This window comes from Virgibacillus sp. 6R (assembly GCF_001895305.1).
GTDB lineage: Bacteria > Bacillota > Bacilli > Bacillales > Amphibacillaceae > Virgibacillus > Virgibacillus pantothenticus.
Genome location: NZ_CP017762.1, coordinates 850,803 through 877,426 on the forward strand (window position 1 = coordinate 850,803; position 26,624 = coordinate 877,426).

Below are 26,624 nucleotides of genomic sequence, written 5' to 3' on the forward strand. Positions count from 1 at the left end.
TCCTCAGAAAAGGTACCAATAAGGTTAAATATCTTTTTGTTTATTCATACTTTGGGTAAAACGGTCCATAATAATTGCTAAAATCACAATACCAATACCAGCAACAAATCCTGCTCCAGCTTCAGCACGCTGTAACGCGGAAAGAACATCTCTTCCCAGTCCAGGAGCACCGATCATCGACGCAATAACGACCATAGATAAAGCGAGCATTACTGTTTGATTAATTCCTGCCATAATGGTTGATTTTGCCATGGGAAGCTCTACTTTAAACAGCTTCTGAGCACCTGTACTTCCAAATGCTTCTGATGCTTCTACGAGCTCCGCAGATACTTGACGAATACCTAAATTCGTAAATCTTACAGTTGGCGGAGTAGCAAAAATTAATGACGCAAACACGCCAGGTACCATACCAATACCAAAGAATGCAACTGCTGGTATTAAGTAGACAAATGCAGGCATTGTTTGCATAAAATCAAGAATTGGTGTAATAATGGTTGTTGCAATTTTACTTTTTGACATCAGAATTCCAATCGGAACACCGATAATGACTGACAAAATGCTAGCTAACAATACGAGCGTAAATGTATTCATTAGCTTCTCCCATAATCCTTGATTGTAGATCAACCAAAGTCCAACAATGGAAAATGCAGCCAGCGCAAATTTCTTTCCTGAGATAAAGAACGCAATAATTGCTACAGCGAGGATAATAATAAGTGGAGGGATTACCATTAACGTCTCAGACGTAAAATTCATAAACTCCTCAAATTGCTCTTTCACAGGGTCAAATAGAAAGGAAAATGTATCTGTAATCCAATCAGTAGCTCTATCAGTCCAATCAGCTAATGGTATATCAGGTACGACATCCAATACTTTATTCAACATGTAAATTCACCTCATTCTCACTGGATAAAGCGGCAATGACTGCCCCTCTAACAATTACTCCTGCTAATTTTTCGTTATCAACTACTGCAACTGGAATAGGTGAATTATAAATTAAATCAAAAATATCATGCATTGGCGTTTCTTTTTCAACAATTGGAATATCGTTTTTCAATATTTCCTTTAAATCTGTAACTCCTGACTTAAATGCATCTGATGCAATATCTGCTGTTATATAACCTTTGAGATTTCGTTTGCTATCAACGACAAAGATGCTTGACAATCCTTCTTCACGCATTCTTTCCAGCGCAACTCTCGGACCATGACGATCCAAATTAACGGTTTCTGGTCGTTTCATAATATGCTGCGCAGTTAACACTTTCGAGCGATCAACATCTTCAACGAATTTCTCTACGTAATCATTTTCTGGATTTACTAGAATTTCTTCTGGCGTGCCAATTTGGACAATCGATCCATCTTTCATGAGCGCAATTCGATCGCCAATTCGCAACGCTTCGTCTAAATCATGCGTAATGAATATAATCGTCTTTTGCATTTTATTTTGCAAATCCATCAATTCATCCTGCATCTCTTTACGAATTAACGGATCTAACGCAGAGAAAGCTTCATCCATTAACAATACTTCGGGATCATTAGCTAATGCGCGAGCGAGCCCTACACGTTGCTGCATACCGCCTGATAACTGGTTCGGTTTTTGATGCAAATAATCCCCTAAGCCAACCAGTTCCAGTGCTTCTTTCGCCTTCTTTTGGCGTTCCTCTTTATCTACTTTTTGAATTTCCAAACCATATTCCGCATTTTGTAAAATGGTTCGGTGAGGAAATAACCCAAAATTCTGAAACACCATACTAAGTTTTTGTCTACGCACATTACGCAGAGCTTGTTTATCCATTGATACTAAATCCTCACCGTCAATCAAAATCGTACCTTCTGTTGGTTCAATAAGTCGATTCAGCATTCGAACAAGTGTCGATTTACCACTTCCAGATAGTCCCATAATCACAAACACTTCTCCTTGCTCAACCGCAAAAGAAACTCGATTAACACCAACTGTATTACCTGTCTCCTTTAATATAGATTCCTTGGATAACCCTTTATCCAACAGCTTGATTGCTTGCTTCGGATTCTTTCCAAATATTTTGGATACATTTTTCGCCTCTATTACCGGCACGCTTTTCACCTCGTTATTTAATTTGAGCCAATGACCATGCATTCGAACTACTACTTTATGATCATTGCTATCACATACGAAGTCCTTGAAAAACTAGAATGGAAGTTTTATAGTTTTTCGTCAGCCCCGAACATGTCATTTACTTACTTTATAACTATAACGATTTTATTTTTACAACACAAACTTTAAATTCTTTTAGTTTTGTACATATTTTTTGTACAGTTAAAACTGAATGAAAAATATGTACGTTATTCTTTATATAGCTCCAATATCCTCCATAATACTGTTCAATGACTAAGTTTTATTAAATGGGGATTTAGTGTAACCTTTATATATCAAGGTTTTAGGAGGATTTTATGAATAAGCCTCAATCGGAGAATATAACCAATAAAATTTTAGTAGAATTTACAAAGACGATTGAAATGTTTGGGTTTACACCATTGGAATCAAGACTGTTTGCATATTTATATTTAGCTGACAAACCGATGACGTTAGATGATATGGCAGAGGCATTGGGAAAAAGTAAAACGGCGATGAGCACGAGTATACGGACACTCGCAGATCAAAACTTAGTTACAAGAGTATGGAAGAAAGGGGTGCGAAAAAGCCTTTATAAAGCGCATACACAGTTATTCAAAGCGTTTATGGTGTCTTATATGAACAAATGGGTCGAAGCTGCTCACCAACAAAAAAGCTCATTTTTAGAAATAGAACAGCAAATAAAAGAAATGAAAGATAGTAAAGCAGTATGGATACAGGGGATGCAAGTAACCGAAGAACGACTGCTGCAGATTATTGAATTCCATCAGAAAATGGAGGACCTATTTCGTGACATGAAGAGGGATTAGCATAGGAAAACAAATCACAATATAGTGATAAAACGAGCAGTGGGCTTACTTATTTCATTCCCTTAAAAAGAATGTAAACCCATCTGAAAACAGGTTATTTTTATATGCTAATCCTTAATATGTTCGATAATTGCTAAAAAAGCATTCATTAAAGAAGGATAATATCCTTCTTCTTTTAATGCAAAAATAGTTTGATGAAGCTCTAATTTTTCATGAAGCATACCGGCAAAATGAATTAATAAGGAAGAGAAATCTAACAACCCTTCCTCTGTTTGTCTTTTAAATTGTTCATCCAGATAATCAAGCAAACGAATCAACTCATTATATTCTTGTTCCGTTATATCACATTCTATTATTAACTTTGTGAAAGGATATGCTTCCATATTCATAATCTTGGAAAGTAAATGTAAGTGAAAAGCAGTTGTTTCTGCCTCATTTTTCATAGGTATTCCTTCGCCTCTCCTTTCCAGCTTATTACTTCATTATAGCATAAGTATGTAGGCTTACGTATGATAAAGTGAATCCTCAATCAGTGGAGGTTTTTATTCATCCCCCACGGCTTGTTAGTACCATAATAAGTATGACCTAAACGCCGCTTACGAAATAGGCATTTAGGCGCTGTTATCTCTCACTGAGACTTGTTGCAGTAAAGATTATCCAACTTCTCAAGTAGGAGCCCTCACCTTCTATACAGGATAAAAACTCACAGCTCAATAAGCAGATGAGATAACACATGGTATCGCGAACCCTCATATACAAATTTATTATTGATGTAGATTTTCTTCTTAAATTTAAATTTTAAAAAATGATAATTTTACAGAAACATGGGCACTTACACTCATCCTTCTGTGTTTCAAAAAACAAAATTTAAACTTTTTTTAACAAGTAAAAAAACTACTTGAAACCTATTGCTTTTTCCAGTTATTTTTACTATGATTCTTGGAGGATAAATAAACTTATAACAGGAATTGGAGGGGATCCAAATGAATTGCTGGAAATCCATCAACCTTGCAAAAGATTTTGGTCGTAATCGATTATTGCTTATGTCAAGCTTGATTACGTTGTTTTCCTTTATCTTATTATATGTCTCGATAACCATTGCCCAAGGATCAACAGCAGAAGTTAGTGAAGCAGGTATTATCCCTTTCCTACTTTTACTCCTATTGCTGCCAACAATCCATTCGTCTATGCATATACTTCCTTTAATTTTAATGAATAGACGTATGAAAATCATTTTCAAATTAAAAAATGGATGTTTCCCTGTATTCTATTATTATACGAAATACCACTTAACCAAAAAAGCTTATTTCATTGTTGCACTGGCACCAACTATTTTACTAACCATTCCAGGAGTTGTTGCCAGTTATTACTTTAACAATTATTCTGTTTATATATTGTTACTTACATCTGCAAATATTGGAATTGCTTTTATTGACTTGCTGTATATTAGTTATTTATGGAAAGCGCCAAAACAATCAGTAATTGAAAGTAGTGAAGACGGTAATGGCCTAGATATTTTAATTCAAGGTCATGAGCAAGCAAGGATCTGAGACCATTCAGATCCTTTTTTGCGGTTAGTGCAGGTATTGATTTTCCATACGAGGAAAACAAATCTCCCCTATTCAGATGATTAAACTTTTGGTACAGTAAAGAATATGATATTTTAAAATGGCAGGGAAATGGAAAGAACCTTTCGTCATTCCTTTTCAAAGATACGTATTGATGTATTCTTTTAATATTAAAGGGGGGGTACGATGAATATCATTTTTCTAATCTATGGATTTATCATATTTCTTATTTTTAATTCTTTAACGCATAAGTTCTGTATTAAAATGGAAATGGAAGCTCTTAAACAAGGGAAAATGTTTCGGGTAATTAATTTAATGATTACAATTCTTCTCGTCAGCTCCTATCTACGAGTAATGAATACAATGGTGTAACAGTTCCCCGATGCAACTTTCGTAAAAGAATTTTTTACTGATATTTATCAATTGAACTGTATTTTTATCATCATTCTATGTTATATTAATTGCTAGGGGAGAATTATTGTACAAGCAGATTAGGAGTGTTTAAGTATGAAGAAAACAGCAATTGCTGTCACATTAGCTGTCAGTGTCCTTGCACTGGGAGCATGTAGTTCAGGAGATGACGAAGCTGTCGTTGAAACTAAAGCAGGAAATGTGACGAAAGAAGAGTTTTATGAAGCGCTAAAAGATCGCCACGGCGAAAAAGTTTTACAAGAATTGGTAACCATGGAAGTACTAGGCGATAAGTACGATGTTTCAGATGATCAGGTTGATGAAGAAATTAAAAAGATGAAAGATCAGCTTGGTGACCAATATGACATGGCTATTGAACAGCAATTCGGAAGCGAAGATGAATTGCGTAACATCATAAAGATTAGTTTATTGCAGGAAGAAGCTATTGCCGAAGATGTAAAAATTAAAGAAGAAGAGCTTAAACAATTGTACGACCGTAAAAATACGGAAGTAAAAGCACAGCATATTTTAGTGGAGGATGAAAAAACAGCTAAGGAAGTCAAGAAGAAGTTGGACGATGGCAAAGGCTTTAGTGACTTAGCAAAAGAATATTCTACTGATGACGGAAGTGCTAAAAAAGGCGGCGACCTCGGTTACTTCTCAGCTGGGCAAATGGTTCCAGAGTTTGAAGATGCTGCCTACAGTATGAAAAAAAATGAAATTAGCGATCCCGTAAAAACACAACATGGTTTCCATATCATTAAAGTAAATGATAAGCGTGAGAAAGAAGAGAAACTAGGAAAATTTGAAGACGTAAAAGAAGATTTACGTCGTGAACTACTAACAAAGAAAATGGATCCTGCTAAAATGCAAGAAAAAATCAATAAGCTGATCCAAGATGCAAATGTTGACGTGAAGATCGACAAGTATAAAGATATGTTTAAACAAAATGAAGAGAAAAAGGACGCTGAAGATACAGAAGCAAAAGGATAATTCTCTCAATGAAAACAGAGGCTAGGCCATCCATTGGCACTAGCCTCTTTACGTTATTTCATTTGAATGATTGCCTCTTCCCTTCAATTCTCTTTCCTTTCTAAGCCGTTCCATATAAACTTCCCCTTCTTGCTCAATAAAATGCTGTTCCATTTTCCTTTCAGCAACCATTCCTCGAAAAGCCATATATCCACTAACAAAAATAAGTAAAATCATGACAAATACCCACCAAGGCACACCGAGTATCATTTTTTTCGCCTCCTTATTTGTCTCTTGTACAAGTATATGCGTACAGGAGGGAAAAATAACCTTCGTACTTAAAAGAAGTTTCCACTGCGTACGAGAAGGGAATGATTGACGTTGTACTTTAATCTAGCATTTACATTCTGTACGTACCGATTGAACAAATGGTATAACTTCTACTATCATTCCTCAAATAATGGCTTGTAGAAGGAACGATTATCCATAGCAAATAGTCTATCTGTAAACTCTCCAGGCTTTACTTTTTCTAACGAACGATTTAGCATATTCAATTTAGCATCCAGCATGTCGATTAAGTGTAACACTTCAGCTTCACGAACAAGCGGCGGCTTTGGGCTTCCCCATTCTGCTTTCCCATGATGGCTTAACACCACATGTTGCAGTACAGTAATTTCTTCCCCTTCAATATTCATTTCTTTCGCCATTGTTCCAATTTCCTCCACCATCATAGGAATATGTCCAAGCAGTTTTCCTTTTAACGTGTAGGTAGTAGAAACAACACCGGATAACTCTTTTATTTTAGCCATATCATGGAGAATAATCCCGGCATACAACAAATCTTTATTAATCTCCGGATAAAGTTTGTGAATTTCCTTGGCTATTGCTAGCATACTTACAATATGATGTGCTAATCCTGACGCATATTCATGGTGATTCTTTGTCGCAGCTGGATAGGAAAGTAGTTCCTCTTGATATTTTTTAATAAATGCACGTACAATCCGTTGTAAGTTTGGATTTTGCATTTCAAAAATAGCTTCTGTCAACTTTTCTATTAAGCTTTCTTTATTCACAGGAGCTTTTTCCACAAAATCATCTATTTTCACATCATCTGTTGGTTGTGAGGGTCGAATCGAAAAAATTTTAAGCTGCGGCTTTCCGCGAAATTGATTGATTTCACCAGCAACGCGGACAATTTGTTCGGCCACAAAGAGCGTTTCATCCTCTGAAGTGGCGTCCCATAGCTTCGCCTCTATTTCTCCTGTCGCATCGCGAAGCATTAAAGTTAAAAATGGTTTTCCATTACTGGTTAAACCCTTGATTGCTTCACGTATTAATAAGAAGCCTTCATAAGCTTCCCCGATCGAAGCATGCCTAATCCCTTTTTTCATATCCTGTTTCATCTTCCTATCTCCCTTCGCTTGAACAGCGCCTATGCACCTACTAACACTTCGGAAAATGAAGTGAAGAAAGCTTCGTAGCCTGTACATTCATATCTCGCAAAATTATAGAAAAGCCTAATTTCAAAACAGTAGTCAACCTATCATTGAAACTAAGGCCTAATCTACGGATAACTTCGACATCTCCCATTTCGACCAAGCTTTTTTTTGTCTCCTTTAACGTAACGAAAAGGGACTGATCCCTTATAAAAAGCATCAGTCCATCTTCGTAGTTGTTAATTTTTTGGAATATAGTCAAAAATCTTACCACTTTCAATCACTTGAATAAACTTCATCAACCATTCGTAGTAATTTTTAGCATACTCCAACCGCTCAATATCTGTGTTAATCTTTGCTTTTAATTGTTCATCATCTGTTTCTTCCTGTAGTTTCTGGAGCTCAGCAATGGCTTCGTCTGCTTCTTCAATATTGGTTTCTGTATGATGGCGCCAACGATTGCCAAAGAGGGAGGTGAACGATTTATACCAATCTTCCTCTGATCGATATAAATCTTTTCGAATGCCCCGTTTAAAAGTAGATTCAACCATCTTCATTTCTGACAGCGTTCGTACACCTGTCGACATACTCGTTTTACTCATTTCAAGCGCATCACGCATATCATCTAAAGTCATTGGTTTATCGGCAAAATACAATACACCATACAGCCTACCAACGGAAGATGTTAGCCCATATAAGTTCATATTTTTGGCAATGACTTGAATAAATTTTTCAATTGTTTCATCATATTTTTCCCAGTCTTGACACTCTTTTTTCTCTGGCACTGGATGTCCCTCCACATGCATTATAATCATAATCTGCAAATAGTTTATCATTTATTGTCAATGAATGCGAATAGAATTTAACATTTGGACAAAACTTCTTTTTTCAGCCAATGTAACAAGATCTTGTTTACAAGTGAATACGATCACTTGCTGCCTTTGCACAATTCTTTCAAGCAATGACGTCACGCGTTTTGTTCGAATGGAATCAAAATGAACAAATGCATCATCCATCATAAATGGCAAGGCATGTTCTTCACTTATACATACACTAACCGCTAAACGCAAAGCAACGTACAATTGGTCCATCGTCCCTTGAGATAGTTCTTTAACATCAAATCGTGTACCATCATTTGTCTCTACCGTAAATGGTTGCTCAGCAGTTGGCGGGTAAACATATTGGTAAGCTTCCGCTGTTAATTCACGAAAATATAATGTTGTTCGTTCCATCACCTTGTGCAAATATTTGTTCTGGTACGATCGCTTTGCCTGCAATAGCATCTCTTTTGCAGTTTTAAGCGTTGCCCATTGTTTTGCCTGTTGATGGAGCGCTTCCTGCTCCATTTCCTTTTGGTGAACTAAAGTGGAGTAATCTTCTCTTTTTTCCATTCCAACTATTTCTGCATGGACGGTCGCTAACATTTGTTGATGCTTTTCCAAATCTTTTTCCAGCTGGGTAGTGGTTTGCTTCATCTTTTCTTGTTGCTGTTCCAAGTCTAGTAATCTTGGAATTTTATCCATTATTGCATCCAACATATATTTAGGAAAAAATGAAGCAAGCTGACTAGCTAATGCTGCTTTCTTTTCTAATAATGATTGCTGTAGTTGTTTTTGATTTTCTTTTTCGTAAAAAGCTTCTTCGTCTCCAACATGAGCTGTTTCAAGTAACTGATTCATTTCCAATGTTAAAGGCTTCATTTGTTGATTTACTTGATGCAGGGCGAGCTCACTCTCCGCTAATTGAGTTTGATAGTATGAACATTGATTAGCGGCCGCTTCATGTTTCTCCAACAGCTTCTGAATGGAATTAAACTGTAAATGAACTGTCTGTTCCGACCATTCCCATTTTTCATGTTGAGCAAACGTGTTTATGTTAGAACGAATAATCGCTAGCTGTTGCATCAATGTTGCATACGTTTCCTCATCTTCCTTCATTCGCCCATTTATATATTGCAATTGTTTCAAACTATGGAATACATCAGGCCAATACGTAGGTGCAAGATGAGTTAGAAAAGGATAGGCATCTTGCTCAGCAAGTATTCTTTCATCCATGCGGCGCATTTGATCCGTTAGTTGTAGCTGTTGTTCTTCCCATTTTAACGCTTGAACATCTATCCGTTTTAATTGTTCATCGATCGCTTCAAGCCGCGTTCGCAACTGTAATTGCTGCTCCACTAACTGCTCCACACGCTTTCGTTCTGTGTCCGACAGATAGCTTCCATTCGTTGGCTGCATAAACAATCTGTCCATTTCTTTTATCGACTGCTCCTGCCAATTCCATTGAAATACAGCACCTATAGCCACTAGTGGTGCTAAAAGTAATAGTGCTGTATAGTCCATCCCGATCCCAATACCCGCCAACAGCATAGCAGCTATTATCAGAACTGAAAAAATCAAGCGTGTCTGTTTTCGCTTCCGCTGTTGTTGCTTTTTCCAATTAGATTGGTTGGTACTTTGTTGTTCAATGGATGACGGGGTAAAAATTTGTGCCGAATGCTGTAGCTGTTGTTTCCAATCGTGCAACTGTTGCTCAGAAGTTATTCTTTCTTGGATCGCCTGCTTCTCTTCCATTAATTTACTTCGCTGCTTCGCTTGCTGCTTTTTATCCAGTTGCAGTTGCAATTGTTTAACATCTAATTGATCCAAATCCTCTTTTATTTTCTTCCAGTTCTTTTCTGTAAATACGGAAAGTTGCAATTGATCTATCTCGCTACGGTCTATTGGTAGTTGTAATTCATTACAGCTGTGAACAAACTGTTGCTCCTGTTTTTGCAACGATTTTGAGATAGCCTCTGCTTGTTCTGTGAGTTGTTCATATCGAGGCTTCTCCTCCATTACGAGCTTTCCTTCATGGTAAAGGTCTACGGGTAATAATGCTTCCGTTAATCCTTTGATTTCACTTCGATAGCGGGTTTGGTTCGCTTGTAACACTGCTATTTCACTTTTTAAAGGTAACAGCTTTTCCTTGAGACGTTCCCAGCGTTCGACTCCTGCTTCTGGAAAGGTAATCTCTTTAGGAATTTGCTCCAACTGCTTTTCGACTGTATGGTATGCTTGAATAATCGGTAGAGCATGTTTTTGTTTATCTACATAAAGCCGTTGTTCATGTAGTTCCTGAATGTTCTTTTTAAGATGCTCTATTGCTTGCTCCAACCCCTTGACTTGCGCTTGCTTTTCTTGATAAGTAGCTTCCAAGCGTTTCCAATCATTTGCTTGAGCTTGGATATCTTGCAGCTTGGTTAACCGTTGATTCATGAGCGGCTTTTTTCCAGATGGTTTAAATAACACCCCGAGCTGTTGTTCCAATTGTTTTTCTACTGCATAGAGATTCTTCGCTCCTGTTAAGCCAACACCAAGAATAACCTCCCCTAAATCATCTGCTTGCATCTCTGTAATTTTCAGCAGGTCTTTGGCAGAAAAAGAGAAAACCGCTTGATATGTCGCTAATGTCATTCCTTTTAATTGTTCTTTAAGCCATGCTTCTCCTTTTTGTTCCCCATCTGATGTATAAATCAATGCTTCTCCATTTCTTACGTTGTGCAAACGTTCAATCATGAACGTCTCTTCTCCTTGAGAAATGGTCAATCTGCCTCCTATTTGCCCGCTTGTCTTGGGACGATAAAACTCACATTGTTTAGGAGGAAAACCAAATAACATAAATAGGAGAAATGCGTGTAACGTGGATTTTCCTGATTCATTTTCCCCATAAACATAAGTTACTTGTTGTTCGGAAAAATCAAAGGTTTCATTCACCCATTTCCCAAAACCAAAAATGGTGGCTCGTTGAATAATCACGTTTTCCCCTCATTCCTTTAACAGCTCGTGAACGAGTAACTCTTTAGCTGCTGCTGTTATTTCGTGCTCTTCCTCTATTGTTAACGGCTGTAAAAACTTTCGCGCTTGCTTTTGCTGATAGAGATCGGTAAGTAACGGCTGAACGGTCAGCTTATCAGCTTCACGAAGCATTTCTCCAATGAAATGCTGGCCTTGATACAATGATTCGTCGATTACGATTTGGGTTTGAACCTGGTGATGAAAGATGTACACCCAGTTTTTAGGTTGCGTGAGTGTTTCGTTTACTAGTGCAATTACTTCTTCTACATCTCCGGAACGATCCCATTCCTTGATACGATCACCCTTACTTGCTAAAGTTAAGTCGACTAATTGAGATGTTGCAGCTTTATGCTGTTCCAATGAGTTTAAAATCTCCCTCTCCATTTCAAATACGGATGGGCATGAAGTAAGATCTAATGAAAAATGGCTGATTTGAATAGCATGTAATGGGAAAAATTCTAGTTCCGCCTTTTCCTTTGTAAGGCGAACATGATAACAGCCTTTTTCTCCTGTTTCCTTGCGATGGCGTCCTTGTGTATTCCCTGGGTAAATGATAGGTGGCGTTTGTTTTAACACTTGTTGCCGATGAATGTGCCCAAGCGCCCAATAATCCATATCCACGCCTGTAAGATCGCTTATTTTAAAAGGTGCATATGTATCATGATCGGTATTGCTTTGTACACTTCCGTGCAACATCCCAATATGAAATGGGACGGACAAATCAGTAATCTGGTACTCGCTCGTTTTATTATTCTGCACCGCTCGTTCTTGATAACTGAAACCGTAAATGACAGCTAACGGTTCGTCATGTTTAACATATGTATAAGAAGTGACAGCTCCCTCTTTAAATTCAATAACATTATCCGGATATGGTACAGAATGTGCATTTCCATTTAAATGATCATGGTTTCCATAAGATAAAAACACAGTAATGCCATGTTGCTGAAGCGTTTCAAAAGCGCGCTTTAAACGAATTTGCGCTTGTAAGCTCTGCTGTTCGTTATCAAACAGGTCACCTACGAGTAAGACAAAATCTACGTGATGCTGAATCGCAGCCTTCACTAAGTTATCTAAAGCTGTAAATGTACTCTTACGTATGTCTTTAAATATATCCTCAGGTGCAGAAGCTAATCCTTTAAACGGACTGTCTAAATGCAGATCTGCAGCATGAAGAAACGTGATTTCCTTTGTCACATTCCCACCTCCGATTCTCTTCTCATTTTAGCAAATTCACTTTAAGAATGCACGTTCGCATTACTTTTATCAAAACAGCTTAATTAAACATGTTAACTTTAAAGTGAAATCTTTCATTAGGGAGTTTCCCCCAGTTCCTAATCAGTGTTTCGTTAAACGAATCGGACAGTTAGGTACTTGATCTCCCTATTTTAAATGATCCCCAACTCTTTATGTAGAATCTTGCAGCAACTTACCTGCGGGATAAGAACAAAGGCGCGGGGCGCCCGTTTAGCAACGTAGCGAATGGAACGAATCAACTAAAGATTTAGGAATCATGCCACTAAAAACAGGGGTATGCCACGCCTGAGCGGCAAGCCCGTTTTTAGTCGGCCTTCCCCTTAGCGACGAACCGATGATGACTTATCGTAGGGCGCATTTCTAAAGTCGCATCGTTGCTGGGCTCATGCGCCGGACGTGACGATTCGGTTATTTCGTTATCCACCAGCAAGTTTCCTATACAATGAAAAAAGCTCTGCCTAGAAACAGAGCTTTTACTATTTATTTATTTTTCCTTTTTCGAAAGCGCAAGTGCTTTTTTGAAATCCTTTAGCGAGCTGGAACGTCCATACATTAGGACACCGCCACGATACACTTTTGCTCCAAGAAGAGCTAGAATAATGATAGTACCAATTAACAGACCGATGGATAATGCTACCTCCCAAATAGGAACATCCAGCATACCAACCCGTAAGAACATAATCATTGGTGTAAAGAATGGAATAAATGACGTTACTTTAATAAATCCAGCCTCTGGTGTAGCAAGGCCACTCATAGCAATAATAAATGCAATCATAATTAAAAATATCATCGGCATGGTCAATTGCTGAGCATCTTCAATTCGACTTACCAATGAGCCTAACATCGCTGCAAGGGTTGCGTAGAGCAGGTAGCCTAAGATAAAGAAAACAATGGCATAAATATAAATCGACATGGAAGCAGAACCAATCCCAAATTGAGCAAATAGTTCTTGTGTTGCTTCATCCTTTGCAGAAATAAGGGCATACCCAGACCCTAAAAACAGTGCTATTTGCGTTAATCCTACTAGCGCTACACCGAAAATCTTAGCAAACATATGCGTCACTGGCGGCGCACTGGAAATAAGGATTTCCATCACTCGCGATGATTTTTCCGTCGCTACATCTGTGGCGATCATATTGCCATACATAATGACTGTAATGTATAACAAAAACAACATGATATATACAATTCCTCGAGCTTGGTTGAGCTCTTCTTCGGTTTTAGCTGACTTATCCAAAGCGACAGTATCAAACGTCACTGGTTCATTAATCATCGCTAATGCAACAGGATCAACACCTGCCTGCTCCGTTGCGTACATGGCCTTTAATTGTTGCAACTGTTGCTCCAATGTCGTTTGCAAACTAGATTGAGAAATGCTATTGGCGTAGTAAGTTGCTTGAGGCAGCTTATTTTCATTCATAGTTAATACAATAAGTGCTGTATAATCTTCTTCCTCTACAGCTTGTTTCGCTTCTTCTTCAGTTCCGTCATAAAGCGTGAGCTCTATCTCTTCACTTGTTTGCTTCATGTTTTCCGTTAGAGGTTTATATAATTCATTGGTCTCGTCAATAACAGCAATTTGATCTGCTTCCCCATCAGAAAAAACATCGATAATCGTTTTAATATTGGTTAAAGCAAATATCAGAATTAATGTAATTAATGTGGTAATAATAAATGTTTTTGATTTAATCCTTGTCGTGTACGTATGACCTAATATAATCCAAAACTTATTCATAGGAAGCACCTACTTTCGCGATAAAAATATCATTAAGAGACGGCTCTTCCAAGTCAAACTTCCGTACAAAGCCTTTTCCTTGCAGCGCTGTAAAAATTTCCTGAGAAACGAGCTCATTTTCAATTTGCAGCTGACAGCCTTCCATCACCGCTTTATATTTCGTAACACCAGGAAAATCACGAAGAAAATCAACTGGAAAGTCAGCATAAACACTTAAATTTTTCTTGCCGAATGAACGTTTTATCTCACGTAAAGACCCTTGAACAACTTGCTTGCCTTTATGTAATATGCATAAGTGCTCACAAAGCTCTTCGACGTGCTCCATTCGGTGAGAAGAAAATACGATCGATGTTCCTTTTTCTTTTAAATCTACGACTGCTTCTTTCAACATTTCCACGTTAACAGGATCCAGCCCAGAAAATGGTTCGTCTAAGATTAATAGTTTTGGTTTATGTATTACCGCGGAAATAAATTGAATCTTTTGCTGATTGCCTTTGGATAATTCTTCTACTTTCTTGTTCAAATATTCCGGAACTTGAAATCGATCAAGCCATGCTTTCAACTCACTGATAGCTTCACTCTTTACCATCCCTCTAAGTCTTGCTAAATAGGTAAGCTGATCCTTTACTGTTAACTTCGGATAAAGCCCTCTTTCTTCAGGAAGATAACCAATTAAGTGACTCTTTCCATAATTAACCGGCTCACCATGCCATGAAATATCACCGGATGTTTTATCTAATAATCCTAAAATCATCCGAAACGTCGTCGTCTTTCCAGCGCCATTCCCGCCCAGAAAACCAAACATTTCCTTTTCTGGGATTTCTAAAGATAGCTGTTTGACAGCACTATGTGCGCCAAATTGCTTCGTAACATCTGTCAGTTGTAACATACTTTTCCCCCTCTTTGATATAAGCTATACGTAAAAACAATGGCAAAAGTTTCAGGTTATTCTTCTTCGTGCTCAAATAGAAGTTTGTAATTATACAAGAGATAACATTTTAGCTTCATAAAAGCAAGCTTCAATAGAGCTACAACCATAGATATACGAGGAATGCAAGAGTTTTAAACATTTGTCTACTTCTCCATTTAAAGGCAATATCCTCATTGAGACGTTTAATAAGATCCTTTATTGTCGGGATCCGTTCCACATATCTTACCGCAAAGGAAATAATCATGGCTGCATAGTTCAGTTCTTCCGGTGCGCCAAGTCGTGACTTCTTAGTTACTGCATGGTAAATTTTATCTAAATTTATGGCAGCAATAATTGCTTCATATTTTTGGGTAGGTTCCATATCGTATAAGTTAGAGTAAAATGTTTATGGGAGAACATACACCCCGTCATAGGTGTTGAAGTCTTCCGACTTCAACACCTATGACGGGGCCAGCAAGCGAAGCGCGGTAGTTCTACTGTCGTTTTAGATGAAAAAAAGGACCTTCTTTTGTATAGTTAAGTCTACGACAACATCAACTATAGAAAGAGGTCCTCCATTGAAAGATACCATATCTACAATCACAATGAAAGAGTTAGAACAAATTACATACCGTGCATTACAGGAAAGTTTTTCCCAGGTGATGTCACAAACGCTTTAGGAATTAGATGAAACCATTGCAACAACGAGGGAAAAGAAAAGGTTTTATTTAAAGGATAAGAGAACGTTAAAATTTGAATCTGTCTTCGGGCAGGTCGAGTTGAAAAGGAATTATTATCAAGATAGAGAAACGGGAAACTATGTATTTTTATTGGATCAATATTTAGCTTTTGACGGCACCAAGGGGATGAAGTCCGGTGGTGCAGGATTTGGCGATTGAATTGGCTGTTACAGGTGTTTCTTACCGTCAGGCCAGTCGAGCAATGGAAAAGCTTTTAGGCTACCCTGTGATCAGTCATGAAGGCATACGCCAGCAGTTGTTGAATACGGTGTCCCGCTTGAGCAGGATGTCGTGTTCGTGGAAGTGGACGGGCTTTATACGAAAAGTCAAGAGAAAAATAAAAAAGGCAGGGAAATTAAAATTGCCAGTGTACATCAGGGCTGGGAGATGAATGGCAAGCGGGCAAAACTGATAGAAAAAAGACATTTTATTCATGAAGGAAAGCTGCCGTTCTGGGAAGAGTTTGAGCAATATTTAATGGCTACATACGAGTATGATCCGACCAAACATCATCTCGTTATTAACGGGGACGGGGCAAAATGGATCACATCCTGCCGCGACTATTTCCGAAGCAATGCCACCTTTGTCATTGACCGCTTTCATGTTGCCCGTGATGTACAACGGTTATTTAGGAAACATCCAAGGTATCGAGCCATTCGAAAAAAACTGGCAAACTATGACTGGGAAGGCTTTATGGTGGTGAGTTGAATAGTGCAGTTGGTACGCTTGAAAATGAAAAGAGGGAAGAACGGTTGGAAGAGTTAATAGCCCAGCTTTCTCAATATCCGGAAGCACTTGGAGATTACCGTGAGAAGCTGAGAGACAAAGGTATAGACACCACAGGCTTTCGCGCCCCATGGGAAGTGCAGAAGGAACGATGAGCGTGTTCGCCAGACGCCTTAAAAATGGGCGCAGCTGGTGTGAAAAAGGACTTGATAAATTTATCGACATTATGGTTGCCCTAAAAGATAATCTTGAGATTAAGACACTACAGGGTATGCTTAAACAGACAATGGAAATAACAGAAAAAAGCAAGAAAGAGAAATCACCTAAACACTTTGTAGAGAAGTTGAAGGATAGCGCTGCAGAAGCAACCCGGAACAACTTGGATTATTTAAAAGGGGCTCTTGGAAAACCAGTTACGGCTGCTTTAAAAGGGTTGCGAGGAATTTAAAAAAAGTAAAAAAGGTTTAAAGGATGAAGAAAGGGAAAACTGAAATCGCTGCCAAAAATTTGAAGCTAAAACCATGTAAAATAAGGGACTTTAAAAATCTCCCACAAGTACTTGACACAACCATCCCTATAACTGTAAATAGGAAAAGGTATTGGCAGGTGTCAGGGTGGCGGAACAGATGGTAGTACTGAAGATCCACGTGCAGCAAAACGCGTGAGGAGGGAAGTATCCGAACCTGTAAACAATTCGTTATTCACCTCATATTCATTAACAATTTTTTACCACTTAAATAATTTATACATTAAAATAAATTAAATGCCAATATAATTAGCAAATTAGCAAATAATTTTTTAAAATCATTTATTGACTTTAATTCCAATTTGTTATTAAATAATTTTAACGTTAAAAATATTTAAATGGAGCTGGTGCTAAGTTATGAAAACTCGAAATTTTATTTTATTGATATCGGGAAGGATTGTCACCAATATAGGGGATAGTTTATATGCGGTAGCCTCAATGTGGTTGGTTTATGAACTGACAAAGAATAATTTTTTCACGGGCTTGGCGGGATTTCTGACTGCAGCACCTATTGCCCTACAATTTTTTATTGGTCCTATAATTGACCGAATAGAACACAGATCAATCTTAATTTATTCTCAAATGCTTCAGGCTGTTTTATTAGCAGTCATTCCACTCGCTTATTATTTTGATGTTCTATATGCGTGGATTGTATTAACAATTTGTCCTTTAGCATCTATAATACAGCAATTTGTTTACCCTACTCATTTTTCAATTTTACCAAAGATTGTTGATAAAGACTCTTTAACAAAGGCAAATTCCTTTATGACCTCCACCTATCAATTATTAGATTTAATTTTAATGGGAGTTTCAGGTGTTATAATCGCAATAATGGGTGCTGTGGCTGTTTACATGTTGGATACTATAGCATTTCTTATAGCTATGACTTTATTTTACTATCTCAAATTCCCTGGAACAAAAAATGTTAATGTGGAAGCCGAAAGTAAATTTTCTTTGAAAGAAGAATGGAGTTCCTACAAATTAGATTTAAAAGAGGGCTACTCGTTCATAAGGAGATCTTTTATACCAAAATTTCTTTTAGCAGCAATAATAGCGAATTTCGTTATTGGTGGGGTCTCCGCAATTTTACCTGATTATGCTGCAAATCGAGGTGGTAGTCATATATACGGTTGGTATTTAGGGGCTATGTCGGGTGGTCTTTTAGCCGGTTCCTTTTTAGCCAATGTTTTTAATAAGATTCCATTAGGAAGAGTAACAATCATTGGATTTTTTATTTCAGGGTTGAGTTGGATTTTTTCCGGGGTAACAAATATAACTATATTATCCATTCTTTTATTTGGAATAAGCTACATTTCAATAGGTTTGACGAATGTGCTTTTCCTCTCCTCGTTGCAAAATATTTTACCAAGTGAGGTTTTAGGAAGAGTTTTTTCTTTCGTTGCTGGTGCAACAATGATTGCTTCTCCTTTAGGTTCACTAATTGGTGGTTCTATTGCTACTTTTACAGGAAGTTTTGTTGTGTTTATGTCTGGAAGTTTAGGAATATTATTTGTATCTCTATACTGGATAATTATTCCAAAGTTGAGAAACTTACCGAGTCCCGCCGACTTTGGAGAGGATGGCACTCTAATGGCAAAGCAAAGTTGACGTAACTTGTCCTGCCATTAGAATAGAACGAGGGATGTTGTAACTTTACTGATCAAGATAACTCATAATTATATAGTTTACATTGTATATTTCATCTTTTTCAGAATGTTTTTTCTTTCTTGATACAATATCCCTAATTTTTTCATTTACCTCGCTCCATTCCTCTCTCGTTAATTGAACACTAACTATGCTCGCTTCAGAAGAAACTGTTTCATCAGTTTTATCTAAAAGATCAGATTCGATTCGAGAAATTGCCACATCAGAAAAGGCTTTTAATTGAAACAGTATGTATTCCGAGTTTTGATTGGCGTTTTCATGTGAAAAGGTATACTCACCTAACATGCTTGCAGCCGCCTCAGCTAAATAATATTTTTGAGTTAAATTATTCACTTTCTTTTCATCGACAACTTTTATAAGCCCCAGTTCTTCTAACTGGTTTACATGATAATAAAGTCTTGAAGGCTTTTCATTTAATAATGTAGCTATTTCTTTTACGGTCTTCTCTTTATCTTTGATTACTTGTAAGATTCGAGTTCTTTGATAATTGAACAATGATTTTGCAATTTTCGTTTCTTTATCAGTAGTCATCCAATATTCCCTCTTTCTATATTTTAATTAAATGTGGTAAAGAATCCTTTATTGTTTTAGACATAATTTTATTTAATGGTTCAGGGGTATCCCTAAACTATCAACAAATTAATGAAAATTCAATCAGAGTTAATGTTTTCTGTGTACCATTATAACTCAAATATCAACGTTTGACATTTCCCAATAAAATTGATTAATTTGGTTTTTCATAATCACGCTATTTGTTACGTTAGTGATCACACATAACTATAAACTTATTTTATCCTTCGACCAATAAAAAAACTCTTCCATAAGAAGAGGTTTACTTCACAATTACTTCTAATTCTATACCCTCTCTTACACAAATACTTTCTAAAGTGATGTTGTCGTCATCAAGCCACATCATTCAATTCTCCAATGTAATATCTAAGCCTTAAATAAAAGAACATTTCCATCAAATTTTTCTTGGAGCTTTCGCGCAACAATATACACGCAAAGCTCTTTCCAGAGGCCACAAACTATCACAATCGATTCTTTCTCTATCCGTTTTGTAATCACTGGATTAAGCATGTGTGCAACTCCAATGTAGTTATCTGTACTTAGATTTACCTTCTGACTCCCATTGAGGTAAGTATTCATCAGGAATATCTTCAAATCCTTCATAAATGTCATTTACGTTTTTACAGTCATAACCTTATGCCCGTATTCCTTCAATTCAATGAGCGTTTGTTTCATCATATCTAGTCTTGTAGAAAATCAATTTTTAATAATTACCTGCACTTCTACTTCTTTAAAATAGCTTTCTTCCAAATCTACTAATAAAATAGTAACCCCCTTTGGCATCTGATTAGTAACATATAATTTTTTCATTAACTGCTTCTCCCTTTATCTGTATGGCTATGCCATTCCAGATTTCATCGGAAAATAAACCCATTTTTAAAACTTGTAAAGAAGATTGTCCTTCCCAGTTCGCAAAAACAGTCATGTATTCTGGAAAACACCTGTCTATCCATTGATGGACGCGTCCTTGTACTGCCTGCAGGTCTTTTCTTAATTGGTCATACATATCATGCTTTTGCGGAGCTCTGCATAGACCCCATCTGGTAGATGAGGTTTAGATAGCGCCCGTCTTGAATTAAGCGTGAAATGACTCTGGCATCTTTTACATCATTTTTGGTTGGGGAATTGTCATCCAACTCTTTTGACTTTTTAACATGTGCTGGATTTACTACGAGTACTTGAGTTGCTTTTCCATTAACCAATAAGCGAAACAATAATTGCTGTCCACGTTTTATACTCAAATAGAAGGAGTTTGTAGTTGCTTGTCGAATAAACATATAAGTAAGAGGCAGTTCCAAATATTCGATATACAAACTTAGGGAGTGCCTGTGAACTTAGCTACGTTGGTCTTCTTTTAACACACAATATTTCATAACCAACCACAGAGGGAGGAATTTCAGTGAGAGATTATACTTTAACGGTATTTGATTCGTCCGGAGAAAAATTGCTGGATGAAACGTTTACGGCTGCAAACGATGACGAAGCAAAAGAAATGGGGACTTCCAAATTAGACCAAGCAGGCTATTTGGATTACACCCATCGCTGTGTAACACCCGATGCTAAACTTATTCTGTTCCATCGATAAGAGGCCATTTATCCTGCATTTTCCATAAGGTAAATCAGTATGATACTTCTAACAGGCTAAAAACCGACTTTTCATCTAGAAAAGTCGGCTCTTTATTTCGTTATTTCCCTTGAAATGCTGGCTTTCGTTTTTCTAAAAAGGCATGTACTCCCTCTTTATGATCTAGCGTATTTCGTAACTTCCATTGTGCCTCTTTTTCCGCTTCCAAATAATCCATGAGACTTTCTTTTTGTCGTGTATGATACAACATTTTGGTTTCCAACATGGATAAGATTGGTGCTTGGTTTAGCTTATTGGCTAATTGAATCGTATATGGGATGACACGGTCTGAAGTAAGTTCATCAATTAGCCCCATTTTCTTAGCACGGATAGCATCGATTTGTTGTAAACTCCAAATAAACTGTTTCGCTTGTTGGGTGCCGATTCGTTCTTTTATCAGAAAGTGCCCGCCTCCATCCGGTACCAAGCCAATACCAATAAACAACATACCAAACTTTGCTTCCTGCTGTGCTACAACAAAATCAGCTGTTAACGCATAACTTAACCCAAGACCTACCGCTGATCCTTGAATAGCGCTAATAACAATCTTGGGCATCAAATATAATTTTAAGGTAATCTTTCCGATTGTATCCATCACTGCTGCAAATTCATCATAAACTGTTAGTCGATCCATCATGGAAATATCCCCACCGGAACAGAATGCATTTCCTTCGCCTGAAAGAATGACGACCTTATCTTCATTCTTTTCTACTTCTTCAAGTGTACGATTTAATTCTTCCAGCATTTCCAAGTTCAATGCATTGTAGCGTTCTGGACGATTCAAATGTATATACGAAATTCCATCTTTGCTTTCACTAATAACCAGTGACCCCATTTCCTCTCCCCCTTTATTTTCCTCCTATGTTATCCATAAGTAGCTCTTTACTATACTTTTATTCGGCACATTCCAGTTAAAATCCTTCTTTGATGAAAAAAAGCTGCAGAAATTAACCGCAGCTTTTTTATCCAATGCTATTCATTTCCTTCTGTTCCATAAAGTTCCTCTAAAGGTTTCGTAATAATTCGACTGATATCATTAATCACCAAGTTAAGGCGTTGTTCTTCTTCCATTAAATTAGAAATTGCTTCATGCTGCTGAACTACCTCAACGACTTGTCTCGCCTTTTCCACTTCTTCTTCGGTTATTTCCTGACCTTGCATTTGCTTTTCTTGTAACGTCATTTGTGTTTCTCGAAAGCTATCAAACATCTGTTTCGCAGATGGGTCGTTCATCACCGCATCATAAACTTGTTTTAAACTCTTAAATTCATCGCTTTCGCGAATTGCCTTTTCTAAATCATACGCACTATCATAAATATTCGGCACAATCGTTCCTCCTTCGAATCACTTTCTCATTTACTATAACAAACGAAACCTATCATGTATACCGTTTCTATATTAGACAGACGATACGATATTCTATTTTTCAAACTTGCTTTTCCTGCTATAATAAAGAAAACTGCTTCATAAAAAGGGGTTTTCAACATGATCCAGCAACTGAAAAAAATTTTTCCTGAACTTATTATCGAACCAGAGAACTCCTCCCCTTCTTCATTGGAATATAAATGGTTTTTATTAGAAAACAGGGAAAAAATAGGGATACCATTACAAAATTTAACGGATAAGGATTTGCAACTGCTTGAAACATTTCTCACACCGTATCAAGCTGATTTTCCTATTCCAACTGAAAAAGAAATACGATGGCAACAATTGCTGAAGCAAACGACTGAGAATATCCATGCTGTACCACAAACGCCATACCGGTTTGTCTATTTTGCTATGAATAAGGAACAAATTGATCCTTTATTATTTAAAGAATCGATTCAAGCGTTATTTTCTTATCAGATCCCGATTCTATGGGAAAATAGGCATGAGGGGATTATTATTGAAGAAAAACCACCTATACTGGAAGAGAGTATTCCGTATGACCAAATTATTGACGTCATCATGAATGATTTGTCTGTTAACATTCATTTTTTAGTAGGTCCTTATTTAAACAGCTATCAATGTGCTAGTGATCAATATAAATGTATCCTAACATATGCCAAAACAACGTTTACCTACTCCGATAAAGCCGTTTTAAACTACTATGAAGCCTTACCTTATATTTTGTTGGAGCAAGTGGATGAATCGTTTCAAAACCACCTATCCCAAGTAGTGTTACAAGAATTTTCCAATGATAATGAGTTTTTACAAACGATACATACTTTTCTACAATGTAACTTAAATATTTCTGTAACAGCAAAAAAATTATATATGCACCGAAATAGCTTGCAATACCGTTTAGATAAATTCATTGAAAATACAGGGATTGATATTCGTCAATTTCACCAGGCAGTTACCGTTTACTTTGCACTTCTGGCAAACATGCACAAAGACTAACCACATCTTTGTGCATGTTTGCTATTTTCCATTTTGGCGCTTTTCATTATACTTGAATTAAGTAATCAAACGCTTACAAATTGGAGGAATAATAAATGGCTGAGTTACGCTTAGAACATATTCAAAAAACGTATGATAAAAAAAATATTGCAGTAGATGATTTTAATCTTCATATTAAAGATAAAGAATTCATCGTCTTTGTAGGTCCATCTGGATGTGGTAAATCAACGACACTTCGTATGATCGCCGGATTAGAAGAAATCTCTAATGGTGAACTGTATATTGATGATAAAAAAATGAATGATGTAGCTCCCAAAGACCGTGATATTGCTATGGTATTTCAAAATTACGCACTATACCCCCATATGAACGTATACGACAATATGGCATTTGGTCTAAAGCTAAGAAAATTTAAAAAAGATGAAATTGATAAACGTGTGAAGAACGCCGCCAAAATATTGGGACTTGAAGCTTATTTAGATCGTAAACCTAAAGCCTTATCAGGTGGACAACGTCAGAGGGTAGCGTTAGGAAGAGCTATCGTTCGAGACGCGAAGGTATTTTTAATGGACGAGCCTTTGTCTAACCTTGATGCAAAACTACGTGTACAAATGCGTGCTGAAATTCAAAAATTGCATCGTCGTTTGCAAACAACAACCATTTATGTAACACACGACCAAACAGAAGCAATGACTATGGCAACGCGTCTTGTTGTTATGAAAGATGGAATTATTCAGCAAATCGGTGCTCCAAAAGAAGTCTATGACAACCCAGATAATGTATTTGTCGGTGGCTTTATCGGTTCACCTTCTATGAACTTTTTCACAGGAAAATTATTAGAAACTCATTTACAAATTGGGGATGCAAAGATCGAGATACCTGAAGGGAAACTAAAAACGCTGCGTGAACAAGGCTATATTAATAAAGAGGTTACGTTAGGCATTCGCCCAGAAGACATTCATGATGAACCGGTATTTATTGAAGCTTCTCCAAATACAAAAATTACCGCTACGATAGACGTAGCTGATTTAATGGGAGCAGAAACATTCCTTTATTCCAAAATAGGGGAGCAGGATTTCATTGCTCGTATCGACTCACGAACCGATATTCATATTGGCTCTACGATTGATTTAGCTTTTGATATGAATAAAGCACACTTTTTTGATATAGAAACAGAATTGCGTATTCGTTAATAAAGTAGCTTTATGATTTAAAAAATACGCCTTTTATTTAAAATAGGGAAAAGCTCCTTACTAGAGGCTTTTCCCTTTTTACCATAGTATTATTAAGCTTTTGGTCCTAATTGCTGTTGTGCTGTTTGTACAAGTCGCTTCGTAATTTCTCCACCAACTGATCCATTTGCACGAGAAGTAGTCTCTGGACCTAAGTTAACACCAAATTCTTGAGCAATTTCATATTTCATTTGATCAAGAGCTTGCTGTACGCCAGGAACGACTAGCTGATTTGAATTGTTTCTAGCCATGTTTATCACCTCCTGTAACCATAGTGTAAGCAGAATTTCAAAACTTATAAGCAGTTTAAAGTGGTAAATAATAGTGTTTTTTTATAAAATAAAAGTTTGATCAGGAATTTTTCTGCACCACGACTGTTCGCTAAAAATACAAGAGAATGATGACTTAAAGGCACTTCAACAGAACTTTTTCCTATGGTCCTCTTTTTATTATGGAAGAGCAGATCTTGCTTCCAGTTGTTGATAAATAACAAAGTTGCGCTCATAACACATGATAAAGTGATATTCAATCAGTGGTGTATTCATTCATCTCCCACTTAGAGCAGTACAGATTATCCTACTCCTGAAGTAGGAGTCTTACAGCAACTTATATACAGGATAAAAAAACAAACCGCAATTGCACTTTGTTCCTGCAATGCGGCTTGTTTATTTGTATTTCCTTTATTTCGGATATGTCATTTCTTTCGGGTTAACATACTGATCAAACTGTTCTTCTGTAAGCAAACCTAATTTCACTGCTGTATCTTTCAACGTAGCATTATCTTCAAAAGCAGTCTTAGCTATTTTAGCTGCATTCTCATAACCGATATGTGGATTTAATGCAGTTACAAGCATTAAAGAATCTTTTAGGTTCTTGTCAATATTTTCTAAATTTGGTTCAATTCCTTGGGCGCAACGCTCATCAAAAGATAGCATGCTGTCAGCAAGGAGCTCACAAGATTGTAAGAAGTTATAAGCGATTACGGGTTTGAATACGTTCAATTCAAAATTCCCCTGACTTGCAGCAAAACCAATAGCTGCATCATTTCCCATTACTTGGGTCGCAACCATCGTGACTGCTTCACTTTGTGTTGGATTTACTTTTCCAGGCATAATAGAACTTCCTGGCTCATTTGCTGGTATCGTTATTTCACCGATACCACATCTTGGACCACTCGCAAGCCAGCGCACATCATTTGCTATTTTCATTAAATCTCCAGCTAACGCTTTCAAAGCACCGTGAGCATAAACAGATTCATCATGACTCGTTAAAGCGTGAAATTTATTTGGTGCAGAGATAAAGTTTTTACCTGTTGCTTGATTGATCTCTTTACATACACGTTCCGAGAATTCCGGATGGGCATTTAGCCCTGTTCCTACTGCAGTTCCACCAATTGCCAATTCTTTTAAATAGCCTGTGCTTTGCTCAATCATCATTTCTGATTTTTCAAGCATGCGATGCCAGCCACTAATTTCTTGCCCTAAAGTGAGTGGAGTCGCATCTTGTAAATGGGTACGACCAATTTTTACTATATCCTGGAACTTGTCCATTTTTACCTTTAATGTATCTTTTAATGTACGTAAAGCTGGTAATACTTTATCCTCCAGCTTAAGAACAAATGCAATATGCATCGCTGTTGGATACGTATCGTTCGAACTCTGGGACTTATTCACATCATCATTCGGATGTAAAGTCAAATCACTTCCCTGTTCTTTTAACCATTTATTTCCTACATGTGCAATAACTTCATTTACGTTCATATTCGATTGTGTACCACTTCCTGTCTGCCAAACGACTAACGGAAAGTGTTCTGTCAATTCACCATTAACAATTTGATTCGCTGCAACCTCAATCGCTGCTGCTTTTTGCGCCTCCATTAAACCTAGTTCCTTATTAGCATGAGCAGCACTTTTTTTCAAAATCGCAAACGCTTTAATAATTTCTAACGGCATTGTCTCTTTACCAATCGGAAAATTTTGTTTACTTCTTTGTGTTTGCGCTCCCCAATATTTCTCTTTTGGTACATGAATTTCCCCAAGCGTATCTTTTTCTACACGATAATCCATTGTACTTATCCTCCCTATGTCGATTACTCGATATCTATTGTATCAGAAATTA

General features: G+C 37.1%; 27 protein-coding genes and 3 pseudogenes. 12 read left to right on the forward strand and 18 right to left on the reverse strand.

Annotated elements, in window-relative coordinates; all coding sequences use genetic code 11:
• Nucleotides 1–24: 24 nt before the first annotated feature.
• Both BKP57_RS03990 and BKP57_RS03995 read right to left on the reverse strand, forming a co-directional pair.
• Entirely contained in the window at nucleotides 25–882 is an 858-nt protein-coding gene (locus tag BKP57_RS03990) for an ABC transporter permease (RefSeq protein ID WP_050350245.1), read from the reverse strand.
• Nucleotides 872–2,071 (reverse strand): quaternary amine ABC transporter ATP-binding protein, encoded by a 1,200-nt coding sequence (locus BKP57_RS03995; RefSeq protein WP_050350244.1) that lies wholly within the window; start codon nucleotides 2,069–2,071, stop codon nucleotides 872–874. The genes BKP57_RS03990 and BKP57_RS03995 overlap by 11 nt, the downstream gene beginning before the upstream one ends.
• Nucleotides 2,072–2,427: 356 nt before the next feature.
• On the opposite strand from BKP57_RS03995, the gene BKP57_RS04000 reads away from it, so the two are divergent.
• Entirely contained in the window at nucleotides 2,428–2,919 is a 492-nt protein-coding gene (locus BKP57_RS04000; protein WP_050350243.1) for a GbsR/MarR family transcriptional regulator, read from the forward strand.
• Nucleotides 2,920–3,026: 107 nt separating this feature from the next.
• Here the strand turns inward: BKP57_RS04000 and BKP57_RS04005 are convergent, their stop codons facing one another.
• Nucleotides 3,027–3,362: a DUF1878 family protein gene (locus tag BKP57_RS04005; protein ID WP_050350242.1), complete on the reverse strand. Its 336-nt coding sequence runs from the start codon at nucleotides 3,360–3,362 to the stop codon at nucleotides 3,027–3,029.
• 540 nt (nucleotides 3,363–3,902) lie between these two features.
• On the opposite strand from BKP57_RS04005, the gene BKP57_RS04010 reads away from it, so the two are divergent.
• From BKP57_RS04010 to BKP57_RS04020, 3 genes are all read left to right on the forward strand, one after another.
• Entirely contained in the window at nucleotides 3,903–4,469 is a 567-nt protein-coding gene (locus tag BKP57_RS04010; protein WP_050350241.1) for a DUF3267 domain-containing protein, read from the forward strand.
• 204 nt (nucleotides 4,470–4,673) lie between these two features.
• A complete protein-coding gene (locus tag BKP57_RS04015; RefSeq protein WP_050350240.1) occupies nucleotides 4,674–4,859 on the forward strand; it encodes a hypothetical protein in 186 nt (61 codons plus the stop codon).
• 135 nt (nucleotides 4,860–4,994) lie between these two features.
• The gene (locus BKP57_RS04020; RefSeq protein WP_050350239.1) at nucleotides 4,995–5,891 is read left to right on the forward strand and encodes a peptidylprolyl isomerase; all 897 of its coding nucleotides are present in this window, start codon (nucleotides 4,995–4,997) and stop codon (nucleotides 5,889–5,891) included.
• Nucleotides 5,892–5,939: 48 nt separating this feature from the next.
• On the opposite strand, the gene BKP57_RS04025 is transcribed toward BKP57_RS04020, so the two are convergent.
• The 8 genes and pseudogenes from BKP57_RS04025 to BKP57_RS04065 all read right to left on the reverse strand — a co-directional run.
• Nucleotides 5,940–6,140, reverse strand: coding sequence for a sporulation YhaL family protein (locus tag BKP57_RS04025; protein WP_198035019.1), 201 nt, complete (start codon nucleotides 6,138–6,140; stop codon nucleotides 5,940–5,942).
• 176 nt (nucleotides 6,141–6,316) lie between these two features.
• Entirely contained in the window at nucleotides 6,317–7,261 is a 945-nt protein-coding gene (yhaM, locus tag BKP57_RS04030; RefSeq protein WP_072742368.1) for a 3'-5' exoribonuclease YhaM, read from the reverse strand.
• A gap of 284 nt (nucleotides 7,262–7,545) precedes the next feature.
• The gene (locus BKP57_RS04040) at nucleotides 7,546–8,091 is read right to left on the reverse strand and encodes a GbsR/MarR family transcriptional regulator (RefSeq protein ID WP_082240857.1); all 546 of its coding nucleotides are present in this window, start codon (nucleotides 8,089–8,091) and stop codon (nucleotides 7,546–7,548) included.
• Nucleotides 8,092–8,148: 57 nt separating this feature from the next.
• The gene (locus BKP57_RS04045) at nucleotides 8,149–11,103 is read right to left on the reverse strand and encodes an ATP-binding protein (protein WP_072741014.1); all 2,955 of its coding nucleotides are present in this window, start codon (nucleotides 11,101–11,103) and stop codon (nucleotides 8,149–8,151) included.
• Between the two features lie 9 nt (nucleotides 11,104–11,112).
• Nucleotides 11,113–12,336: a metallophosphoesterase family protein gene (locus BKP57_RS04050; protein WP_072741015.1), complete on the reverse strand. Its 1,224-nt coding sequence runs from the start codon at nucleotides 12,334–12,336 to the stop codon at nucleotides 11,113–11,115.
• Nucleotides 12,337–12,880: 544 nt separating this feature from the next.
• The gene (locus BKP57_RS04055; RefSeq protein ID WP_072741016.1) at nucleotides 12,881–14,131 is read right to left on the reverse strand and encodes an ABC transporter permease; all 1,251 of its coding nucleotides are present in this window, start codon (nucleotides 14,129–14,131) and stop codon (nucleotides 12,881–12,883) included.
• Complete coding sequence (locus tag BKP57_RS04060) at nucleotides 14,124–15,020, reverse strand: ABC transporter ATP-binding protein (protein ID WP_072741017.1); 897 nt, start codon at nucleotides 15,018–15,020, stop codon at nucleotides 14,124–14,126. The genes BKP57_RS04055 and BKP57_RS04060 overlap by 8 nt, the downstream gene beginning before the upstream one ends.
• A 196-nt stretch (nucleotides 15,021–15,216) precedes the next feature.
• Nucleotides 15,217–15,423: pseudogene (locus BKP57_RS04065) on the reverse strand (IS5/IS1182 family transposase); the annotation flags it as partial.
• Nucleotides 15,424–15,736: 313 nt separating this feature from the next.
• Between BKP57_RS04065 and BKP57_RS23065 the strand changes: the two are divergent.
• From BKP57_RS23065 to BKP57_RS04075, 5 genes and pseudogenes are all read left to right on the forward strand, one after another.
• Nucleotides 15,737–15,940, forward strand: a complete 204-nt coding sequence (locus BKP57_RS23065) for a UPF0236 family transposase-like protein (RefSeq protein ID WP_250637880.1) — start codon at nucleotides 15,737–15,739, stop codon at nucleotides 15,938–15,940.
• A pseudogene (locus BKP57_RS23070) lies at nucleotides 15,921–16,489 on the forward strand (UPF0236 family transposase-like protein). The gene BKP57_RS23065 and the pseudogene BKP57_RS23070 overlap by 20 nt, the downstream one beginning before the upstream one ends.
• Nucleotides 16,486–16,662: a UPF0236 family transposase-like protein gene (locus BKP57_RS23075; RefSeq protein ID WP_250637874.1), complete on the forward strand. Its 177-nt coding sequence runs from the start codon at nucleotides 16,486–16,488 to the stop codon at nucleotides 16,660–16,662. The pseudogene BKP57_RS23070 and the gene BKP57_RS23075 overlap by 4 nt, the downstream one beginning before the upstream one ends.
• A complete protein-coding gene (locus tag BKP57_RS23080; RefSeq protein ID WP_250637875.1) occupies nucleotides 16,638–16,955 on the forward strand; it encodes a UPF0236 family transposase-like protein in 318 nt (105 codons plus the stop codon). The genes BKP57_RS23075 and BKP57_RS23080 overlap by 25 nt, the downstream gene beginning before the upstream one ends.
• Before the next feature lie 435 nt (nucleotides 16,956–17,390).
• Nucleotides 17,391–18,641, forward strand: coding sequence for an MFS transporter (locus BKP57_RS04075; protein WP_072741018.1), 1,251 nt, complete (start codon nucleotides 17,391–17,393; stop codon nucleotides 18,639–18,641).
• Nucleotides 18,642–18,686: 45 nt separating this feature from the next.
• Here the strand turns inward: BKP57_RS04075 and BKP57_RS04080 are convergent, their stop codons facing one another.
• The 3 genes and pseudogenes from BKP57_RS04080 to BKP57_RS23380 all read right to left on the reverse strand — a co-directional run.
• Entirely contained in the window at nucleotides 18,687–19,229 is a 543-nt protein-coding gene (locus BKP57_RS04080) for a winged helix-turn-helix domain-containing protein (protein WP_050350228.1), read from the reverse strand.
• 405 nt (nucleotides 19,230–19,634) lie between these two features.
• Nucleotides 19,635–19,880 (reverse strand): hypothetical protein, encoded by a 246-nt coding sequence (locus tag BKP57_RS04085; protein WP_072741019.1) that lies wholly within the window; start codon nucleotides 19,878–19,880, stop codon nucleotides 19,635–19,637.
• 238 nt (nucleotides 19,881–20,118) lie between these two features.
• A pseudogene (locus BKP57_RS23380) lies at nucleotides 20,119–20,443 on the reverse strand (IS110 family transposase); the annotation flags it as partial.
• Between the two features lie 224 nt (nucleotides 20,444–20,667).
• Here BKP57_RS23380 and BKP57_RS04100 point away from each other — a divergent pair.
• On the forward strand, nucleotides 20,668–20,853 hold the full coding sequence (locus BKP57_RS04100) for a YhzD family protein (RefSeq protein ID WP_050350225.1): 186 nt from the start codon (nucleotides 20,668–20,670) through the stop codon (nucleotides 20,851–20,853).
• Between the two features lie 100 nt (nucleotides 20,854–20,953).
• Here the strand turns inward: BKP57_RS04100 and BKP57_RS04105 are convergent, their stop codons facing one another.
• Together BKP57_RS04105 and BKP57_RS04110 are read right to left on the reverse strand one after the other, a co-directional pair.
• A complete protein-coding gene (locus tag BKP57_RS04105) occupies nucleotides 20,954–21,727 on the reverse strand; it encodes an enoyl-CoA hydratase-related protein (protein WP_050350224.1) in 774 nt (257 codons plus the stop codon).
• A gap of 137 nt (nucleotides 21,728–21,864) precedes the next feature.
• Nucleotides 21,865–22,218 (reverse strand): YlbF/YmcA family competence regulator, encoded by a 354-nt coding sequence (locus tag BKP57_RS04110; protein WP_050350223.1) that lies wholly within the window; start codon nucleotides 22,216–22,218, stop codon nucleotides 21,865–21,867.
• Between the two features lie 159 nt (nucleotides 22,219–22,377).
• On the opposite strand from BKP57_RS04110, the gene BKP57_RS04115 reads away from it, so the two are divergent.
• Together BKP57_RS04115 and BKP57_RS04120 are read left to right on the forward strand one after the other, a co-directional pair.
• Complete coding sequence (locus tag BKP57_RS04115; RefSeq protein ID WP_050350222.1) at nucleotides 22,378–23,274, forward strand: PucR family transcriptional regulator; 897 nt, start codon at nucleotides 22,378–22,380, stop codon at nucleotides 23,272–23,274.
• Nucleotides 23,275–23,369: 95 nt separating this feature from the next.
• Entirely contained in the window at nucleotides 23,370–24,467 is a 1,098-nt protein-coding gene (locus BKP57_RS04120; protein ID WP_050350221.1) for an ABC transporter ATP-binding protein, read from the forward strand.
• A 92-nt stretch (nucleotides 24,468–24,559) separates the two neighbouring features.
• Here the strand turns inward: BKP57_RS04120 and BKP57_RS04125 are convergent, their stop codons facing one another.
• Both BKP57_RS04125 and fumC read right to left on the reverse strand, forming a co-directional pair.
• Nucleotides 24,560–24,757, reverse strand: coding sequence for an alpha/beta-type small acid-soluble spore protein (locus BKP57_RS04125; protein ID WP_050350220.1), 198 nt, complete (start codon nucleotides 24,755–24,757; stop codon nucleotides 24,560–24,562).
• A 429-nt stretch (nucleotides 24,758–25,186) separates the two neighbouring features.
• Nucleotides 25,187–26,572 carry a class II fumarate hydratase gene (gene fumC, locus BKP57_RS04130; RefSeq protein ID WP_072741022.1) on the reverse strand — a complete coding sequence of 462 codons (1,386 nt, stop codon included), beginning with the start codon at nucleotides 26,570–26,572 and terminating at the stop codon, nucleotides 25,187–25,189.
• Between the last annotated feature and the right edge of the window lie 52 nt (nucleotides 26,573–26,624).

Excerpts from the sequence above, each read along its gene's own strand:
- BKP57_RS03990 (WP_050350245.1), bottom strand. The coding sequence starts at position 882 with ATGTTGAATAAAGTATTGGATGTCGTACCTGATATACCATTAGCTGAT.
- BKP57_RS04000 (WP_050350243.1), top strand. The coding sequence starts at position 2,428 with ATGAATAAGCCTCAATCGGAGAATATAACCAATAAAATTTTAGTAGAA.
- BKP57_RS04005 (WP_050350242.1), bottom strand. The coding sequence starts at position 3,362 with ATGAAAAATGAGGCAGAAACAACTGCTTTTCACTTACATTTACTTTCC.
- BKP57_RS04010 (WP_050350241.1), top strand. The coding sequence starts at position 3,903 with ATGAATTGCTGGAAATCCATCAACCTTGCAAAAGATTTTGGTCGTAAT.
- BKP57_RS04015 (WP_050350240.1), top strand. The coding sequence starts at position 4,674 with ATGAATATCATTTTTCTAATCTATGGATTTATCATATTTCTTATTTTT.
- BKP57_RS04020 (WP_050350239.1), top strand. The coding sequence starts at position 4,995 with ATGAAGAAAACAGCAATTGCTGTCACATTAGCTGTCAGTGTCCTTGCA.
- BKP57_RS04025 (WP_198035019.1), bottom strand. The coding sequence starts at position 6,140 with ATGATACTCGGTGTGCCTTGGTGGGTATTTGTCATGATTTTACTTATT.
- yhaM (WP_072742368.1), bottom strand. The coding sequence starts at position 7,261 with ATGAAAAAAGGGATTAGGCATGCTTCGATCGGGGAAGCTTATGAAGGC.
- BKP57_RS04055 (WP_072741016.1), bottom strand. The coding sequence starts at position 14,131 with ATGAATAAGTTTTGGATTATATTAGGTCATACGTACACGACAAGGATT.
- BKP57_RS04060 (WP_072741017.1), bottom strand. The coding sequence starts at position 15,020 with ATGTTACAACTGACAGATGTTACGAAGCAATTTGGCGCACATAGTGCT.
- BKP57_RS23080 (WP_250637875.1), top strand. The coding sequence starts at position 16,638 with ATGGGAAGTGCAGAAGGAACGATGAGCGTGTTCGCCAGACGCCTTAAA.
- BKP57_RS04075 (WP_072741018.1), top strand. The coding sequence starts at position 17,391 with ATGAAAACTCGAAATTTTATTTTATTGATATCGGGAAGGATTGTCACC.
- BKP57_RS04080 (WP_050350228.1), bottom strand. The coding sequence starts at position 19,229 with ATGACTACTGATAAAGAAACGAAAATTGCAAAATCATTGTTCAATTAT.
- BKP57_RS04085 (WP_072741019.1), bottom strand. The coding sequence starts at position 19,880 with ATGACATTTATGAAGGATTTGAAGATATTCCTGATGAATACTTACCTC.
- BKP57_RS04105 (WP_050350224.1), bottom strand. The coding sequence starts at position 21,727 with ATGGGGTCACTGGTTATTAGTGAAAGCAAAGATGGAATTTCGTATATA.
- BKP57_RS04115 (WP_050350222.1), top strand. The coding sequence starts at position 22,378 with ATGATCCAGCAACTGAAAAAAATTTTTCCTGAACTTATTATCGAACCA.
- BKP57_RS04120 (WP_050350221.1), top strand. The coding sequence starts at position 23,370 with ATGGCTGAGTTACGCTTAGAACATATTCAAAAAACGTATGATAAAAAA.
- BKP57_RS04125 (WP_050350220.1), bottom strand. The coding sequence starts at position 24,757 with ATGGCTAGAAACAATTCAAATCAGCTAGTCGTTCCTGGCGTACAGCAA.
- fumC (WP_072741022.1), bottom strand. The coding sequence starts at position 26,572 with ATGGATTATCGTGTAGAAAAAGATACGCTTGGGGAAATTCATGTACCA.